This window comes from Roseateles sp. P5_B10 (genome assembly GCF_056400485.1).
Map to the genome: position 1 here is coordinate 1 of NZ_JBFULE010000048.1, position 18,072 is coordinate 18,072.

Here is an 18,072-nt window from a genome sequence, read left to right on the forward strand (position 1 = left end):
ACACCGGCATGGCCACGGCGATCGACGTGGGCGATGCCGTCGACATTCACCCCCGCAACAAGCGCACCGTGGGCCAGCGCCTGGCCGCGCTGGCGATGCACGAGCTGGGGCTGCGCACCGCGCCGGCCACGGGCCCGCGCCTGACCGGCCATCAGTCGAAGGGCGGCGAATTTGAGCTGCGCTTCGACACCACCGCCGGCGGCCTGCGAACTGCGCGCACCGGCGAGCCGCTGCGCGGCTTCTACGTCGCCGGCGCCGACCGGCGCTGGGTACCGGCCGAAGCACGTTTCGACGGCGACCGCATCGTGCTGCGCAGCACCGCCGTGCCGTCGCCTGTCGCCGCGCGCTATGCCTGGGTCAACAACGCCAGCGAAGCCAATGTGGTCGGTGGCGATGGCCTGCCCCTGCCGCCGCTGCGCACCGACGACTGGCCGCTGGAGTCGGCAGGCCGGCGCTACGGGCGCTGAATCCGACGCCCGTCCGACGCACCACTTCAGAACGCCCCTCTCTTCCAGTCCCTCCAAAGAACTTCTGCATGCACCACCTCATCCGACGCGCCGCTCGTACCGTCGCACTGCTCTGCTTCATCGCCACCACGCACGCCCATGCCGACGGGACGCTGAAGCTGGAGGCTCCCAAGCCCAATGTGGCGCCGACCCCGCCGATGGGCTGGAACTCGTGGAACAAGTTCGCCTGCAACGTCAGCGAAAAGCTGATCCGCGAACAGGCCGATGCCATGGTCGCCTCGGGCATGAAGGACGCCGGCTATCAATACCTCGTCATCGACGACTGCTGGCAGAAAAGCCGCGACGCCGACGGCAACATCCAAGCCGATCCGGAGCGCTTCCCGTCCGGCATGAAGGCACTCGCCGACTACGTGCATGCCAAGGGTCTGAAGTTCGGCCTGTATTCCGACGCTGGCTCTCTGACCTGCGAAGGCCGCCCCGGCAGCGCCGGCCACGAGTTCCAGGACGCGCGCCAGTACGCCAAATGGGGCGTCGACTACCTGAAGTACGACTGGTGCAACACCGGCACCCGCAACGCCGAGGCGGCCTACACCATCATTGCCAAGGCCCTGCGCGCGTCCGGCCGCGACATCGTGCTGTCCATCTGCGAATGGGGCACCGACCATCCCGAGCGCTGGGGCCCGACGGTGGGCCACCTGTGGCGCACCACCCACGACATCTACGACGGTTGGGAAAGCACGAAGGACAAGGGGAATGGCATGACCAACGTCCTGGACATGCAGGCCGCGCGCGGGGGCGTGTCAGCGCCAAATGCCTGGAACGACCCCGACATGCTGGAAGTGGGCAACGGCGGCATGACGACCACCGAGTACGAGTCGCACTTCTCGCTGTGGGCCATGCTGGCCGCGCCGCTGATCGCTGGCAACGACCTGTCGAAGATGGACGCCGACACGGTGCGCATCCTCACCAACAAGGACGTCATCGCCGTCGACCAGGACCCGCTGGGCCAGCAAGGCCGCCGCGCGCTGAAGGAAGGCGACCTCGAAGTCTGGGTGCGTCCGCTCGCGGGCGGTGAGCACGCGGTGGTGCTGTTCAACCGCGGCAAGACGCCGGCCGACATGAAGGTGGCTTGGGAACAGCTCCAACTGCCCGTCGACCAGAAGGCCGACGTGAAGGACCTGTGGAGCAAGAAGGTCACGAAGGGCGTGAGCGGCAGCTACGGCGGCAAGGTTGCACCGCATGGCGTGATCATGGTGCGCATCAAGGCCGCGCCGTGACGGGACCGGCGAACACCAGCCATCCAACGCGGATGACCGAGAGGGACGCGCCATGAGGCTGATGACCCTGCTGCTCACTCTGGCGGTTCTGGCCTGCGGCGCGCAGGCCGATGCGCTGACCGTGAAGGACGCCAAGTCGCTGGAGACGGCCCTGCAGCGGGCGCGGACGGACAAGCGCATCCACCGCATCGAGCTGGCTGCTGGCAACTATCAGCTGTCGGCGCCCATCGTCATCGACGAGGCCCTGTCGGGCACGGCAGACGAGCCCTTCGTGCTCGCCGCTGCGCCTGGCGCTCAGCCCGTATTGAGCGGTGCGATGTCGCTGCCGGCACTGCGCTGGGAGGCCTGGAAGGACGGCATCTGGCGAGCCCGCCTGGCCGACGCTTCGTTTCAACGCCTGTGGTTGGGGCAGCACGCGCTCGTGCGCGCCCGCTACCCCAATCTCGACCGCGCCCACACCGGCTTCGGCGGCGCCGCGGATGCCACCTCGCCCGAGCGCGTCGCACGCTGGCGTGACCCGCAAGGTGCCGTGCTTCACGCGTTGCACGGCTACGGTTGGGGCGGCCTGCAGATCCCCATCCTCGGCAAGAAGCCCGACGGCAGCCTGGACTACGGCCCGCAACTGGCCAACAACCGCGTCATGCCGCCGAGCGACAAGGACCGCTACGTCGAGAACGTGCTGGAGGAACTGGACGCGCCGGGCGAATGGTTCCATGACCGCCGCGAGGGCTGGCTCTACTTCAAGCCGCTGGCTGGCGAACGGCCGCCGGCACGGGGCTTTCGCGGCAGCGCGCAAGAAGCCCTCATCCGCATTGAAGGCCGCACGGCCCAGGTACAGCATGTGCGGGTTCGCAATCTCGTGTTCCGGGAAACGGAACCCACCTTCCTGAAGGCCACCGAGCCGCTGTTGCGTTCGGACTGGAAGTTCTATCGCGCTGGCGCCGTGACCATCGAGAACGCCGGCGACGTTCGCGTCGAGAACTCCGAGTTCGTCGACCTCGGCGGCCATGCCGTCGTCGTCAGCGGCCGCGCACAGCGCGTGACCATCTCGGCCAACCACATCCACGACATCGGCGGCACGGCCGTGGCCTTCGTCGGCAGGCCAGAGGCGGTGCGCTCACCGCTGTTCGAGTACCACGAGCAGTTGGAGGTCGCGGCCATCGACCGCACGCCCGGCCCCAAGTCCGACGCCTATCCCAAGGACTCCGAGGCCAGCGACAACCTCATCCACGACATCGGCCAGATCGACCGCCAGGCCACCGGGGTGCAGATCGCGATGGCGGCGCGCATCACGGTCGACCACAACAGCATCTACCGCATGCCGCGCGCCGGCATCAACATCGGCGACGGCAACTGGGGTGGCCACCGCCTCACCCACAACGACGTGTTCGACACCGTGCGCCTGACCGGCGACCACGGCAGCTTCAACAGCTGGGGCCGTGACCGCTTCTGGCACCCCGACCGCGCCGAGATGGACCGCCGCGCGGCGTCCCATCCGGAGTTGGCGCTGCTGGACGCCGTCGAACCCATCGTCATGCGGCGCAACCGCTGGCGCTGCGACCATGGCTGGGACGTCGACCTGGACGACGGCGCCTCCAACTACGTCATCGAAGAGAACCTGATGCTGGCCGGCGGCCTCAAGCTGCGCGAGGGCTTCCAGCGCATCGTGCGCAACAACATCCTCGTGAACAGCAGCTTCCACCCGCACGTGTGGTTCGACAACGGCGGCGACGTGTTCGAGTCCAATGTCGTCATGGGGGCGCATCAGCCGGTGGAGATCAAGCGCTGGGGGCGCAGCGTGAACCGCAACTTCTTCGTGGCAGAGGCCGACCTGCGGGCCGCCCAGGCACGCGGGAGCGATGCCGACTCCGTGGCCGGTGACCCGCGCTTTGCTGCGCCGGCCCGGGGCGATTACACGGTCACGAACGCGGCGCTCGCCGCGCGCGTCGGCTTCGTCAACTTCCCCATGGACGACTTCGGCGTGCGCTCGGCGAGGCTGAAGGCGCTGGCGTTGCGGCCCGCATTCCCGGTGCCCCAGCAGCTCAGCCAGGCCGCGCCACTGCAAGCCGTGCAACAGCTGTACGGGCTGAGCCTCAAGCCGGTCGAGACCCTGGGCGAGCAGTCGGCCGCTGGCCTGGGTGACAAGGCCGGCATCATCGTGCTGAGCGTCGAGGCAGGCAGCCCAGGCGACGCGGCCGGCTTCAAGCCGCGTGACGTCATCGTCGGTGCGGAGAAGGCGGGCGCCATCGCCGATGTGGCGGCGCTGCGGGTCCTGCTGGCCGACGGGACAGACCTCGTCATCGTCCGCAACCAGGCCCGTATCCGCCTGCGCTGGCCCAGCCCCGCAAAACCATAAAAATTGAACACGCCCGTCATCAGGCAGGGAGAAAAAAGATGAACCAACAATCTCCGCAGCGGGCATCCGCACTGGAAATCAACGGCCTGGTGAAGCGCTTCGGCGGCCAGCCCGCCGTGGACCAGCTCAGCCTCAGCATCCCGCAGGGCGAGTTCCATGCGCTGCTCGGCCCCAACGGCGCCGGCAAGACGACCACGCTGCGCATGGTGGCCGGGCTGTTGCGGCCCGATGGGGGCAGCGTGCATATCCTGGGCCACGATGTCGCGCTCGAGCCCATCGAAGCCAAACGCAGGCTGGCCTTCCTGCCCGACGACCCGCTGCTGTACGGCAAGCTGCGCCCGCTGGAATACCTGGAGTTCGTGGCTGGCCTGTGGGGCATCGAGCCCGACGTGGCCGCGCCGCGCGCCGAGGAGCTGCTGCGCTGGCTGGACCTGTGGACTCACACCGGCGAGATCACCGAAGGCTTCTCACGTGGCATGCGCCAGAAGCTGGCGCTGGCCGGCGCGCTCATTCACGACCCGCAGTTGCTGATCCTGGACGAGCCGCTCACCGGCCTGGACGCGGCGGCGGCGCGCCAGGTGAAGGACCTGCTGGTCGAGCGAGTCAAGCAGGGTCACACGGTCATCCTCACCACGCACATCCTGGAGATCGCCGAGCGGCTGGCGCAGCGCATCAGCATCATCCATCGCGGGCGCATCACCGCCCAGGGCACGCTGGACGAACTGCGCGCCCGTGCGGCGACCGGCGGCGGGCCGGGCGGGACGCTGGAAGACGTGTTCCTGCAGCTCACGAGCGCGGCATGACGGCGCTGCTGGCGTTGCGCCCGGGCTCCGTGCTGTGGCTTCTCCGTCACGAGCTCCGGCTGGGCTGGCGCGGCATGGGCAAGCGGATGGCCCGTGGGCTGCTGGGGTTCGCCGTCGCGCTGAGCGTGGCGCTGCACGTCGGCGCCTACTTCGTTCTGCGCATGTGGCCACCCGGCAGCGAGCAGCTTGTGCTGACCATGTTGATCTGCGCAGCGGCCTGGATCGCCATCAGCCTGATGCTCGCGCAGGCCATCCTGCAGTCCGTCGAGGCGCTGTTCGACCGGGGTGACCTGGATCTGCTGCTGTCCTCACCGCTGGCGACACACACTGTCTTCATGGTGCGCGGCCTGGGCATCGTCGCCAACGTCGGCGGGCTGTTCCTGTTCCTGCTGGCGCCGTTCGCGCACGTGGGCCTGTTCCTCGGGCACCCGCAGTTGCTCGGCATCTACCCGGCGGTGCCGGCACTGGCGCTGGCGACCACCGCGCTGGGCCTCGCACTCACGCTGGCGCTGGTCCGTGTGCTCGGCGCCCGCCGGGCCCGCATCGTGGCGCAGGTGCTGGGCACGCTGATGGGCGGGGCGTTGGCCGTGCTGTCGCAGCTGCCCAACGTGATTGGCGCTGCCGACCTGCAGCAACTGCTTGCCCGGCTGATCCGCTGGGCCGAGCCAGGCGGTCCGCTGGCGCCGGACAGTCCAGTCTGGTTTCCGGGCCGCGCGCTGGTCGGCGCGCCGCTGCCGCTGCTGACGGTCGCGCTGGTCGGCGTCGTCGGCTTTGGGCTCGTCATCGGTCTGGCCCACCATCGTTTCCTGGCGGGCACGCAGGAGTCCGTCACTGGCAGCGCCAGGCGTATCGCGGCGGCGCCGCAGCGCGGCAGTGTCCGGTTCAAGGGCGGGCTGTGGCGCGGCGTGCTGGTCAAGGAATGGCGCCTCATCGGACGCGACCCGCAGCTCATTGCCCAGACGCTGATGCAGTTGCTGTACCTGGTGCCGGTGGTGCTGCTCGCGCTACGCGGCGCGGGGCTGACCGTGCTGGCGTCTGTGGCGGTGATGCTGGCATCGTCACTGGCGGGCAGTCTGGCCTGGATCACCGTCGCGGCCGAGGATGCGCCTGACCTGCTGGGCAGCGCACCGGTTCCACCGTCGCTGCTGCGCTGGCCGAAGGTGCTGGCCGCACTGGTGCCAGCGTGGTTGATGGTGTCGCCGCTGCTGCTGGTCTTGCCGACGCACGGCCTCTGGCTGACGCTGACGTTTCTCTTCTGCCTCGCCGGCGGCACGGTCTCGGCCGGTGTGATGCAGGTGTGGTACCCCATCCAGGGCAAGCGCAAGGATCTGATGCGGCGCGCGAAGGGCAAAGGACCGGTCGGCATGATCGAAATACTCACAGGCATGGCGTGGGCGGGCACGGCGTACTGCTTGAACGAGGTACCGCGCTACTCGCCATTGCCCTTGCTGACCGCCTTGCTCGGCTGCAGCGTGGTGTGGTGGATGGGCCGTTCACGCCGGGCAGAGATGGCATGAAAAGAGAGTCGGGCCGTTGCCGGCCCATCAACAAGCCCGTCATCGGGCAGGGAGAACAAGCATGAAATCCAGATTCCAGCAGCGCGCATCCGTGCCGCACGCCGTCGCGCTGGCCGCAGCGCTGATGTGCGGCGTCGCCGCTGCGCCCGCCCGTGCCGAGGCATCGGCAGCGACGGCCACCGTCGCCGCAACGCAGCCTGCCTGGGGCCATGAGCTGGTCCAGCGCAAGCCTGATCCGGCGGTGCGCTTCGGCCGCCTGTCCAATGGCCTGCGCTATGCCATCCAGCACAACGAGACGCCCAAGGACGGCGTGGCCATGCGCATGCGCATCGGCGCAGGCTCGCTGCAGGAGCGTGATGAAGAGCAGGGCCTGGCCCACTTCCTGGAGCACATGGCCTTCCGCGGCAGCGCCAAGCTGCCAGACGGCGAGGTGGTGCATCTGTTGCAGCGCCAGGGCCTGAGCTTCGGCGCGGACACCAACGCCTTCACCGATTTCGAGCAGACCGTCTACCACTTCAACTTCCCCAAGGCCGACGCCGCGGCGCTGGACACGGGCCTGATGCTGTTCCGCGAGATTGGCGGGCACCTCAAGCTCGACGCCCAACTCATCGAGCAGGAGAAGGGCGTCGTGCTGTCGGAGGAGCGCACGCGCGACGTGCCCGGCATGCGCGCCTTCCTTGCCGAGCAGGCCCTGACGCTGGCCGGCACGCGCGTGGCCCAGCGCCTGCCCATCGGCCGCATCGACACCGTCCAGGCCGCCTCGGCCGACAAGCTGAGGCGCTACTACCAGGCCAACTACCGGCCCGACAACGCGACCCTCATCGTCGTCGGCAACATCGACGTTGACGCCGTCGAGAAGCAGATCCGCGAGCGCTTCGCCGACTGGAAGGCGGGCGGCAAACCCGACGCCCTCGACCTCGGCGCGGCCAAGCCGACACAGCCCGCGGCCGAGTTCATCGCCGACGGCGCGCCTGACAAGCTCTCGCTGACCTGGATCAACCCGCCGGACATGCGCCCGCCCACGCTGGCCTTCGGCCGCGACGTGCTCGTGCAGCAAATGGCCGCCGGCGTGCTCAACCTGCGCCTGAGCGACCGTGCCCTCAAGCCAGGCAGCCCCTTCCTCGGCGCCTTCGGCATGGACATGCCGCGCATCTACAAGGTGACAGGCCAGGCCCAGCTGACACTGATGGCGCCGCCCGAAAAATGGGCCGAGGCCCTGGATGCCGCGACGGCCGAGCTGCGCCAGTTGCAGGCCCAGGGCGTGCAGCCGGCCGACCTGCAGCGCCTCATGCCGACCATCCGCAGCGCGCTCCAGGCCATGGTGGCCCAGGCGCCGACGCGCCAGAGCGCGGCCATCGCTGACGCCCTGGTCAACGCCGTCCACTACGAGGGTCTCTACCAGAGTGCCGAACAGGGCGTGGCCGAGGCGGAGCCGATGCTGGCGTCCATCAAGCCCGAGGAACTGACCGCCGTGCTGCGCCGCGACTTCGGTGGCCGGCCGCTGGTCTTCCGCAGTGCCAAGGCCGGCGCCGCCGGGCCGCAGGCCTTGTCCGCCCAGCTCGCCCAGGCCATGGCCCGGCCGCTGCAGGCCCAGGCCGCGCCGGTGACCGTGACCTGGCCCTACACCGACTTCGGCGCCGCCAGCGCCATCGTCAGCAAGACGACCGACGCCGAACTGGGCAGCACCACGCTGGCCTTTGCCAACGGCACGCGCCTGGTCATCAAGCCCACGGCACAGGAGAAGGACAAGGTCATCGTGCAGGTGCTGGTGGGCCAGGGCATGGCCGGCCTCAAGCCCGAGCAGGTGTCGGCCACCTGGACCCTGAACATGTTCCCGCTGGGCGGCACCGGCAAGCTTTCGCTGGCAGAGGTGGCGCAGTGGCAGCAGGCCGGCGGCGTGCTGGCCGGGCTGAATCTGCAAATGGACAGCCGACGCGTGCTGCTGGTGGGCGACACCCGCCCGACCGACCTCAAGCCCCAGCTCCAACTGCTGGCCGCCTTCGTGCGCGACCCTGGCTTTCGCCCCGAGATGGGCGAGAAGCTGGCCGGCGTGGCGCCGATGATGGCCAACCAGTTCGAGACGCTGCCCGGCATCGTCTATGGGCGCGAGTTGTCCAAGGTGATGAACAACGGCGAGCCGCGGCTCGGCGGCGTGCCCACCGCGGCCGAGTTGCTGGCTGCCCGCGGCGACGATGTCGGCGCCATGCTGCGACCGGCCCTGGCCGGGGCGGCTGATGTGGTGGTCATCGGCGACGTCAGCGAGGAAGCGGCCATCGCCGCCGTACAGGCCACCTTCGGCGCCGGGCCGGCGCGCCCGCGCCTGCCGGCCGTGCCGCTCAAGGCCACGCCGCCCGCCGATGGCGGCGCGCCTCATGTGGCCCTGCACAAGGGCCGCGCCGACCAGGGCATGCTGGGCTGGCACTGGTCCATGCCCGACCAGTGGACAGACACCGCCTTGTCCAACACCGGCCGGGTAGCGGCCACGCTGCTGCAGACGCGGCTGGTCGACATCGTGCGCGAGAAGCTGGGCATCACCTACTCGCCGCGCGCCAGCGGCGGCGGCGGCCTGGACATCGCCGGCCAGGGGCGCTTCAGCGCCGAGATCGAGACGCCGCCCGAGAAGTTCGACGCCTTCCGCGAGGTGCTGCGCGCCCAGCTCAAGGAGCTGGCCGCCCAGCCGGTCGGCGCCGACGAGCTGCAGCGCGCCAAGCAGCCCATGATCGAGCAAAGCCGCAAGGCGCCCGAGTACAACGGCCACTGGGCCTACTGGCTGCAGCGCATCCTCATCGAGCCGCGCATGAAGGCCATGATGCAGCGCGAGACGGCCAACCTCGAAGCCGTGACGGCCGAGCAGGTGCAGGCCTTCTTCCGCGACCGCATCGCCAAGCGGGAGCCCATCGAGGTGGCGGCGCGGGCGGGTGAGGCGGCCGGGCAGGCGGCCACGCCGGAAAGGGCCAAGTAAGCAGCAGTCATCCGGTCTGCGCGTGGTTGCAGGCGCTTCGGCGCCACGCCGTCCGGACCGTGTCGAACAAGGAGCAGGAACCATGACAGAACAGCCGCAACACACGGGGGCCTCCGCGCCCGCTCAGCCTCGCCGCGTCCTCGCAATCGTCATCGCGTTCGCGGTGATAAGCACCGGGACCTGGCTGTACAAGCGCCCGCCCCCTGCCGAGGCGCCGCTGCCGAGCCCGCAGGCGCAAGCCAGTCAGGCGGCCAGCGGCGTTGCGCCGGCCGAGCCGCCGGCCCAGGCCGCGTCGACGGCAGCCTCCGCTGCGCCGGTCCAGGCCGCAGCCGCCCGGGCTTCGGCGTCGGCGCCCGACTACAGCGCCATGGCCAAGAAGGCGATGGAGCAGGCCAACTCGCCGGCTGAGGCGCTGCGCAAGGTGCAGGTGGCGCTGGGCGGCGGCACGCCCAAGGAGGTGCTGGAGGCGGCGCAGATGCTGCAGATGTGCTCGATGATGGCCGGCGCGCCTGGGGCGCTGTACGCCATGCGCGACGGCGCCAACGGCGTGCCGGAACCGCTCAAGAAGATGATGGACGCCGGGGGCGGGGTCAACAAGGTGATCGAGTCCGCCGAGGGTCAGGCGCGGCGCTGCCAGGTCTTCGACCAGGCCACCCTGGGGCGCAGCAAGGAGCTGTTCCAGCGCGCCTATGAAGGCGGGGCGGAGGGCGGGGCCTCGGCCTACCTGAACGCGCTGCAGAACCCATTGGAGAAGGAGAAAGCCGATCCCGCGCTGATCGCGAAACTGCAGGCCGAGGTCCGCAAGGCTGCGGCGGGCGGCGATGCTGACGCGCTGCTGCACCTGGCCATGGCCACCGGCGACAGCGCCCGTGATCTGGGCGTCACGCCGGTGCAGCGTGCGGGCTACAAGGTGGCTTGGAAGACCATCCAGGATGAGAAGTTTCCCGGCATCGGCATGGGTGACATCATGGAAAAGGCCATGGCGACGGCCTTCGATCAGGCCAAGTCGACCAAGCCCCTGAGTGCCGCAGAGCAAGCCGAGGCGGCCGCGCTCGCGCAGCAGGTTGTGGACGCCTGGCGGCGCAAGCGCAAGGGCGGGTGATGACTGCTTCGACCGTCGTGCACCGCTGGCGGCGCGCCGCGCTGGCCGCCGTGCTGCCTCCGCTCAACCCTCCCAACCCCATCAACTCCATGAAACGAATCGCAATCGCGCTTGGCGCAGCCAGCCTCCCCGGCCTGGCACTGGCGGCCGAGATGAACCTGGTCGAGCAGGTCGCCGAGGGTGGCGCTGCCGTGCTGGTCACGCTGGGGCTGTCCATCCTGTTCGTGGCCGTGACCATCGAGCGCTTCGTGCACCTGCGCGCCCGCGCCATCGTGCCGGTCGACCTGGTGGCGCGCGTGCAGCCGTTATGGACGGCGGGCCGCTTCACGGAACTGGAGACGCTGCTGGCCGACGACGGCAGCACGCTGGCGCGCGTCATCGCCTTCCTGCTCGCGCATCGCCATCAGCCCTACGCAGTCGTCAGCAGTGCGGCCGGCGACATCGCCTCGATGGAACTGCGCCAGCACCAGCAAAAGGCCTATGCGCTGGCCATCGTCGCCACGGTCGCGCCCATCGTCGGCCTGCTGGGCACGGTGCTGGGCATGATCGACGCCTTCCATGTGATCGCCTTCTCCGAAGGCATGGGCAACCCGGCGCTGCTGGCGGGCGGCATCTCGAAGGCGCTGGTCAACACCGCCGCGGGCTTGACGGTGGCCCTGCCGGCGCTGGGCATGCACCACTTCTTCAAGCACCGCCTGGCGACGCTCGGCCTGGCGCTGGAGCGGCAGATCAATGCGCTGATCAACCAGCGCTTCCTGCCCGCGCCGGAAACGCCGGCACTGCGGGTGGTGCAGCATGCGCATTGACCTGGGCGAGGACGAAGCACCGGAGATCGGCTTGATCGCGCTGATCGACTGCATCTTCTTCCTGTTGATGTTCTTCATGGTGGCGACCTCGTTCAAGCAGCCCGTCGGCGAGAAGCCGCAGAAGGAGCTGCCCATCACGCTGCCGGCCGCGCAGATGAGCCTGGACCGCGTGGGCGCTGGTGCGCCGCCGCTGACGATAGGCGTGGACAAGCAAGGCAAGCTGTCTGTCGACGGCAGCGCGGTATCTGTGCAGGGCCTGCACGACCGCCTCAAGCAGGAGGCGGCGAGCAACCCGGGCCGCCCCATCCGCATCGACGGCGACGAGATGGCGCGTTACCAGGCCATCGTGCACGTGCTGGACCTGTGCCAGTTCGAAGGCTTCACCAAGATTTCCATGCACACCCGTCGATGAGCTGGGAACCCCGCCGTTCACCGCTGCTGTCCCTGCTCGTGGCAGCCACCACGCAGGCGGTGCGCCGGCCCTATCTGTCGCTTTCCGTGGCCGCGCATACCGCGCTGTTGGGGTTGCTGTACTACTTCGGCMGCTATCAGCTGGAACTGCGCGAGCAGGAAGCCGAAGTCGCATCCAGCCTGCGCGCCACCGGCCAGGCCAGCACGGCCAAGCGCCTGCAAGACCTGCAGACCATCAAGCAGCTGATGGAGAAATCGGCAGCCATTGATCCAGAGCCGGGCCTGCCCCCTGCGGTGCCGCAAACGCCGCAGGAAATGGTGGAACAGGCGCGTGAGCTGTCCAAGGCCATCGACGCGCTCGACAAGGAAATCAAGGCCGAGGAGCTGGCCCAACTGACCGGCGTGCCCAAGCCGCCACCAGCGGCCGAGCCGCCACCGGCTGCGGCGCCGCAGGCGCCCGTCGCGCAAACCACGGCGGCCAGCAATAACGCTGCGCCCGAGTCCAAGGAGCCCGTCGCGTCGGAAAAGCCTTCGCAGCAGCTTGGGGCCAAGGCGAACGAGGCGCAGGCTGACGCAGGCAAGGCGGGCGAAGGCAAGGCGGGCGGCAGTACGCCAGCGCCCGTCACGCAGGAGATGGCGGACAGCGAAGTCGCCGCACTCGAAGCCAAGGCGCGAGCCACGCTGGCCAAACGTCAGCAGCGCCTGGAGGCCAAGGCGAACGGCGTGCAGGTCGAAGGCGGCAAGCCTGGCTCGGGCGGGGACGGCACTGGCGGTCGCCCCGGCGCACCGTCCGTCAAGGGCGGCGGGTCGGAKACGTCGGTTCTCGCCGAGATCAGCAACTTCATCGCTGCGGACGCCCGCACCGAACACGCGACATCATCGAAAAGATACTGGGGCACCGACTTCTTCGACCATGGCAAGGCCCAGATCCCGCCCGTCGATGCGGCCGGTCTCGTGCGCGGACAAGGGCGCGTGCTCGGCCAGGGCGGGGAGTACGCGAACCGGGTCTACCTGAACAGCTGGTATGTCATCGGGCCTTTCCCCGGCCGCCATGAGGGTGGCCTGTTCGACAACCCGACCTACCCGCCCGAGAAGGCGGTGCTGTTGGACGCCGTCTACTACGGCAAGGACAAGCGCCTGCTCAAGTGGCGCTACGTGACCGCGCAAAGCTATCCGTTCGTGCCGCCCGACCAGGTCGAAGATTCGGTTTACTACGGCTACACCGAGGTGTTCGTCGACGAAGCCCAGGACCTGATCGCTTGGATAGGGGCCGATGACGACGTCCAGATCTACCTGAACGACCGCATGGTGTGGAAGGGCGGCAACGCCAATAAGGCGACGTATTTCGACACCATCTTCAACGGCGGCCCGAGCTATCTGCGCGACTACAACCGCACCGAAGGCAAGCGCCTCCTGCACTTCAACAAGGGCCGCAACAAACTCTTCTTCAAGCTGTCCAACGGCCCGAATGCGTCATTCCTGTCCATGGTGCTGACGCGTTCGGAATCGCGTTGATAGCTGCGCTCAGTTCGTCGATAGGGTCTTCTCCAATTGCACCGGTCTGACCAATTTCTGCAAAATCGCCTGACTAAGGCGCGAATTTTCTTATTGGTATTACCGGTATTTTGCGCAACCGCTCGCGCCACCAGCACCGTACGGTCCGGCCGCGGCTCACCAGCCGACCAAGCCTTCACGTCCGGAAAACCCATGAAACTCCAGAGCACCCTGCTGTCCCTCGCGCTGTCGCTGGCCGCACTGAGTCCCCTGGCCGCCCAAGCCCAGAGCGCCGACGGCCGCACGGATTGGCCCGGCGCCGGGCAGCCCCATGTCGGCGCCACTGCGGCCGATAGCCCGCGCCAGCGCACCCGCATCGACGATGGCTGGCGCTTCGCGCTGGGCCACGCGTCGGACCCGGCGCAGGACTTCGACCACGCCATACGGCCGTTCTTCTTCGGCAAGGCTGGTTACGGCGACGGCCCTGCCGCAGCCGACTTCGAGGACCGGCCATGGCGCCGCGTCGATCTGCCGCATGACTGGGCCGTGGAGCTGCCATTCAGCCCACGCGGCAGTACGCAGCACGGCATGAAAGCCATCGGCCGCGGCTTCCCCGAGAACAGCGTCGGCTGGTACCGGCGTGAGCTGCCCATCCCTGCGTCGGCGCGCGGCCAGCGCATCGCGCTGGAGTTCGACGGCGTSTTCCGCGACAGCGTSGTCTGGGTCAACGGCCACTACCTGCACCGCGAAGCCAGTGGCTACTCGGGCTTTCAGGTCGACATCAGCGACTACCTGAACTTCGGCGGGCGCAACGTCGTCGCAGTGCGCGTGGACGCCACGACGCCAGAGGGCTGGTGGTACGAAGGCGCAGGCATCTACCGCCACGTGTGGCTGACGCAGACCGGGCCSCTGCACGTGGCGCCGCAAGGCAGCTTCGTACGCGCCACCGTCGCCGGCGACCGCGCCGAGGTGGCCGTCGACACCACGGTGCGCAACGGCGGCGAGGCGGCCGAGTCTTTCAGCCTGGAGCACGAGCTGCGCGACCCGGCCGGCCGCGTCGTCGCCCGCGCCAGCGTGCCGGCTGGCCGCGTTGCCGCTGACGCCAGCCTTGACGTGACGGCCCAACTGAGCGTCAAGGCGCCGCAGCTGTGGTCGCTGGAGACGCCGCAGCGCTACACGCTGACGACCGTGGTCAAGCGCGGCGCCGAGGTCGTCGACCGCGTTGACACGCCCTTCGGCATCCRCACCCTGCGCTTCGACGCCAACGAGGGCTTCTTCCTCAATGGGCGCCACGTCAAGCTGCACGGCGTCAACAACCACCAGGACCACGCCGGCATCGGCGTCGCGCTGCCCGACGGCATGCACGAGGCGCGGCTGAAGATGCTCAAGGCGATGGGCGTCAACGCCATCCGCTTCGCCCATAACCCGGCCACGCCGGAGCTGCTGGACGCCTGCGACCGCCTGGGGATGCTCGTCATCGACGAGCACCGCATGATGGGCACGGCGCCGCAGATCCGCGACGAACTGGAACGCATGGTGCGCCGTGGCCGCAACCATCCGTCGGTCATTCTCTGGTCGGTCGGCAACGAGGAATGGGCCATCGAGAACAGCGAGATCGGCACCCGCCTGACGCGGCAGATGCAGGCCATCGTGCGCCGCCTGGACCCGACGCGGCCGGTGACGCAGGCCGCCTCCAGCTCGGGCCAAGCCGAAGGCACGTCGGTCGGCTCGGACGTCATCGGCTTCAACTACAAGGGCCAGCACGACATCGACGCGATGCACCGGCGCTTTCCCGATCGGCCCATGCTCGTCACCGAGGAGGCCGCGACTCATGCCACGCGCGGCGTCTATGCCAACGATCCGGCCCGTGCCCACATCGCCGCCTACGACAAACGCACGGGCACCCGCACCTCTTCCATCGAGGAAGGCTGGCGCTTCAATGCCGAGCGCCCCTTCCTTGCTGGCATGTTCGTCTGGACCGGCTTCGACTACCGCGGCGAGCCCTCGCCCTTCGGCTGGCCCGCCGTCTCGTCGCAGTTCGGCATGCTGGACACGACCGGCGCGCTGAAGGACAGCGGCCAGTACCTGAAGGCTGCGTGGACCGCCGAGCCCATGGTGCATGTGCTGCCGCACTGGAACTGGCCGGGTCGAGAAGGCCAGCCTGTCGATGTGCGCGTCTACGCCAACACCGACGAGGTCGAGTTGCTGCTGAACGGCCGTTCGCTCGGCCGCAAGGCGCTGGAGCGCTACGGCCACCTGCAATGGGCCGTGCCCTATGCGCCGGGCAGCCTGACGGCACGCGGCTATCGGGCCGGTCAGCTCGTCACCACGCAGACCGTGGCCACCACGGGCGACGGCACTGCGGTGCGGCTGACGGTGGACCGCGCGCGGCTGCGCGCTGGAGGCGATGACGTCGCGCTGGTCACCGTGAACGTCGTCGACCGCGAGGGCCGTGTCGTTCCGACCGCCGGGCACCGCGTCGCGTTCGAAGCCAGCGGGCCGGTACGGCTCATCGGCATGGGCAACGGCGACCCCGGCTCCCACGAGGCCGACCGGCCGGCCGAACTGCACCGCTACGCTGCCGCTACGCACTGGCGACACCACAGCATCGCTCGACCCGAGGAGGCGGCCGCGCTGATGGGCGGGACCGCCCAGACCGGAGGCCCCGGCTGGCGCGACCCCTTCGCATGGGTTCCACCCGACCAGCGGCCCGCCGACAGCGCCTGGAACATGGTGCAGGCCACCATCACGCGCACTGCGCCCGCTGACGAGCGCCAGGTGCTGCTCCTCGGCGAGGTCGCGCCAGGTGTGCAGTTCCTTCTGGACGGCCGCCCAGTCGCGCCGCGGCAGGAGGCCGGCATGGCGGCCATCRACCTCGATCCGACCGCAGGGCCCGAGGCCACGCTGACCGCCGTTTTCCCGACGCCAGCCAGTGGCACGCGCGCGCTGTTCGACGGCGCGCAGGGCGGTCGCCGCTGGGCCACGCTGCGTACCACCACACCAGCCGCACCTTGGCAGCGCAGCGTGTTCAACGGCCAGGCACAGGTGATCCTGCAGTCCACCGGCAAGACCGGGGACAGCGGCCGCGCCACGCTGCGCGCCGTCAGCGACGGCCTGGCCGCGGCGGCGGTGGTGATCGATATCTTCTGAACGCCGATAAGCCTTACGGGCTGCTAGACAACAGCCGAACGTCACAAAAGAACATGACAACGCCATCTCACGACCCCGCCCCGACCACGACTGAAACCGGACAGCAGCAGCAATGGCGGCGGGGGGTCAACGGCTATGCGCTGACCATTGCGGTGATCGTCCATCTCATCCTGCTGGCGGCGGTGCTGATGTGGCGCACCCGCGTGCCGCCCCCAGAGAAGCCCCGCATCACGGATGTGAGCATCGTTGAGCTCAAGACCCCGCCAAAGCCTCCCGAGCCCCCGCCACCCGCCCCAAAGATGCCCGATCTGCCGCCCCCGAGCATGCCGCCCATGCCCGAACTCCCGGTGATCGAGGTGCCCAAGGTCGCGCCCGTGCCGCAAGCCGTCGCGCCSGTGGTGGCGGTGGCGCCGGCACCGCCGGCTGTCAGCGTGGCCCCGCCGCCAGCGCCTGCCCCGGCGGCCAGCAGCGCGGCGCCGGCCAAGCTGTTTGAGGAATGCGCGGACTCACCGGACCGGCCGATGGTGGCCGAGGTCTACCGCCTCCGACCGGACRCCAAGTCGGTGAACGAAATGCGCCGGCGCAAACCCATCAAGACCGTTTGCCTGGCCCAGCTCGACATCACGCCGCGCGACCACCGCGAGGGCTTCCCTGGCCTGGACATGAACGAATGGTTCGGGCTGGACATCCGCTTCACCGTCAAYATGCCGCAGGACCTCACCATGGACCTCATGCTGCTGTCGGACGACGGGGCCATCCTCACCATCGATGACGTGGAGGTGATCAACAACGACGGCATCCATGCGGCGTATCCGCTGATGGAAACCGTGAAGCTGGCCAAGGGCCTGCGTAATTTCCGTGTGCGTTACTTTCAGGGGCCTGGCTACGGTCTCGCGCTGATCCTGGGTTGGAAGAAGCCGGACGGCAAGGACTACCAGTACATCCCCCGCCGGCTGCTCGGCCGCCCCCCGGCCGCCGCTTCGGCCCCGGGATAGCACGATGCCGCGAGCTTGACCCGTGCACCGCTGGGTTACGCGCTGACCACTGTGGTCAGCGTCCATCTGCCGGCTGCCCACCGCGACTCATGCTCGCCGCGTTTCTCGTAGGAGAACATGTCGATTTCAGATCGACCATCATCGGTCAGACCGATGATCGACCGCAGAAGTTCACCGCGCCGAGCTTGGATAAACCGGACGCTGTCCAGCGATGGCGGTCGCTGGCTTCGGCAAAGTGCCATCCAGCCTGTTGATCAGCACATTGTCGAAGTACGGCGTGCTGACCCGGTTCTGCGATGCGCCCGCCATCAGTCCCGCCATTCCCTTCCCGTACAGCGTGTCGGTCGCACTGAGTACCGCTTTACCGTCGACGACGGCGGTGATGGTGGACCCGCTGAAACGCAGCGCCAATTTGTGCCACCGGTTCGGCGCGATGCCCGCCAACTGCGTCGTCGCGAGCACTTTTTCGCCACCAGGACTGCTGTCGTTTTGCGCCTTGATCAAGGCCTGCTGCTCGGCGTCGCCTTCCAGCTTCTTCGGGTCAGCCTTGCCGCGAATGACCACCAACCGCAACTGCCCGTTGTCGTCCAGTTGCGCGAAGTAGCCCTTCGGCGTGACGCCGAAACCCGTGCCAACGTGGTTCACACGCCCCATCACGGCGGCCGCGTCGCCAGGCTGCAGATACACGTCGGCGCTGACTTCGTAGTCTTGCCAGGCGTCGTCACCCACGAT

At 68.9% G+C, this 18,072-nt stretch carries 12 protein-coding genes and 1 pseudogene; 12 read left to right on the plus strand and 1 reads right to left on the minus strand.

Features of this window, described 5'->3' with window-relative positions; all coding sequences use genetic code 11:
• The 12 genes and pseudogenes from AC1DU6_RS05795 to AC1DU6_RS05850 all read left to right on the plus strand — a co-directional run.
• A pseudogene (locus AC1DU6_RS05795) lies at positions 1-467 on the plus strand (hypothetical protein); the annotation flags it as partial.
• A gap of 68 nt (positions 468-535) precedes the next feature.
• A complete protein-coding gene (locus AC1DU6_RS05800) occupies positions 536-1,744 on the plus strand; it encodes a glycoside hydrolase family 27 protein (RefSeq protein WP_457356610.1) in 1,209 nt (402 codons plus the stop codon).
• 52 nt (positions 1,745-1,796) lie between these two features.
• Positions 1,797-4,100 carry a right-handed parallel beta-helix repeat-containing protein gene (locus AC1DU6_RS05805; RefSeq protein ID WP_477856291.1) on the plus strand — a complete coding sequence of 768 codons (2,304 nt, stop codon included), beginning with the start codon at positions 1,797-1,799 and terminating at the stop codon, positions 4,098-4,100.
• Positions 4,101-4,138: 38 nt separating this feature from the next.
• Entirely contained in the window at positions 4,139-4,903 is a 765-nt protein-coding gene (locus AC1DU6_RS05810) for an ABC transporter ATP-binding protein (RefSeq protein WP_457322625.1), read from the plus strand.
• Positions 4,900-6,420 carry a putative ABC transporter permease subunit gene (locus AC1DU6_RS05815; protein WP_457322626.1) on the plus strand — a complete coding sequence of 507 codons (1,521 nt, stop codon included), beginning with the start codon at positions 4,900-4,902 and terminating at the stop codon, positions 6,418-6,420. The genes AC1DU6_RS05810 and AC1DU6_RS05815 overlap by 4 nt, the downstream gene beginning before the upstream one ends.
• Positions 6,421-6,481: 61 nt before the next feature.
• Positions 6,482-9,382 (plus strand): M16 family metallopeptidase, encoded by a 2,901-nt coding sequence (locus AC1DU6_RS05820; protein ID WP_457322627.1) that lies wholly within the window; start codon positions 6,482-6,484, stop codon positions 9,380-9,382.
• 82 nt (positions 9,383-9,464) lie between these two features.
• Positions 9,465-10,484 carry a hypothetical protein gene (locus AC1DU6_RS05825; RefSeq protein WP_477856292.1) on the plus strand — a complete coding sequence of 340 codons (1,020 nt, stop codon included), beginning with the start codon at positions 9,465-9,467 and terminating at the stop codon, positions 10,482-10,484.
• Positions 10,484-11,290: a MotA/TolQ/ExbB proton channel family protein gene (locus AC1DU6_RS05830; RefSeq protein ID WP_457324314.1), complete on the plus strand. Its 807-nt coding sequence runs from the start codon at positions 10,484-10,486 to the stop codon at positions 11,288-11,290. The genes AC1DU6_RS05825 and AC1DU6_RS05830 overlap by 1 nt, the downstream gene beginning before the upstream one ends.
• A complete protein-coding gene (locus AC1DU6_RS05835) occupies positions 11,280-11,702 on the plus strand; it encodes an ExbD/TolR family protein (protein ID WP_457324315.1) in 423 nt (140 codons plus the stop codon). The genes AC1DU6_RS05830 and AC1DU6_RS05835 overlap by 11 nt, the downstream gene beginning before the upstream one ends.
• Positions 11,699-13,216 (plus strand): hypothetical protein, encoded by a 1,518-nt coding sequence (locus tag AC1DU6_RS05840; RefSeq protein ID WP_477856293.1) that lies wholly within the window; start codon positions 11,699-11,701, stop codon positions 13,214-13,216. Before AC1DU6_RS05835 ends, AC1DU6_RS05840 begins: the two co-directional genes overlap by 4 nt.
• 192 nt (positions 13,217-13,408) lie before the next feature.
• Positions 13,409-16,345, plus strand: a complete 2,937-nt coding sequence (gene galA / locus AC1DU6_RS05845; RefSeq protein WP_477856294.1) for a beta-galactosidase GalA — start codon at positions 13,409-13,411, stop codon at positions 16,343-16,345.
• A 53-nt stretch (positions 16,346-16,398) separates the two neighbouring features.
• Positions 16,399-17,340 carry a PA14 domain-containing protein gene (locus AC1DU6_RS05850; protein ID WP_457393677.1) on the plus strand — a complete coding sequence of 314 codons (942 nt, stop codon included), beginning with the start codon at positions 16,399-16,401 and terminating at the stop codon, positions 17,338-17,340.
• Between the two features lie 171 nt (positions 17,341-17,511).
• Here AC1DU6_RS05850 and AC1DU6_RS05855 read toward each other — a convergent pair.
• On the minus strand, positions 17,512-18,072 hold a 561-nt coding region (locus AC1DU6_RS05855), incomplete at its 5' end, for a 3-keto-alpha-glucoside-1,2-lyase-like domain-containing protein (RefSeq protein WP_477856295.1).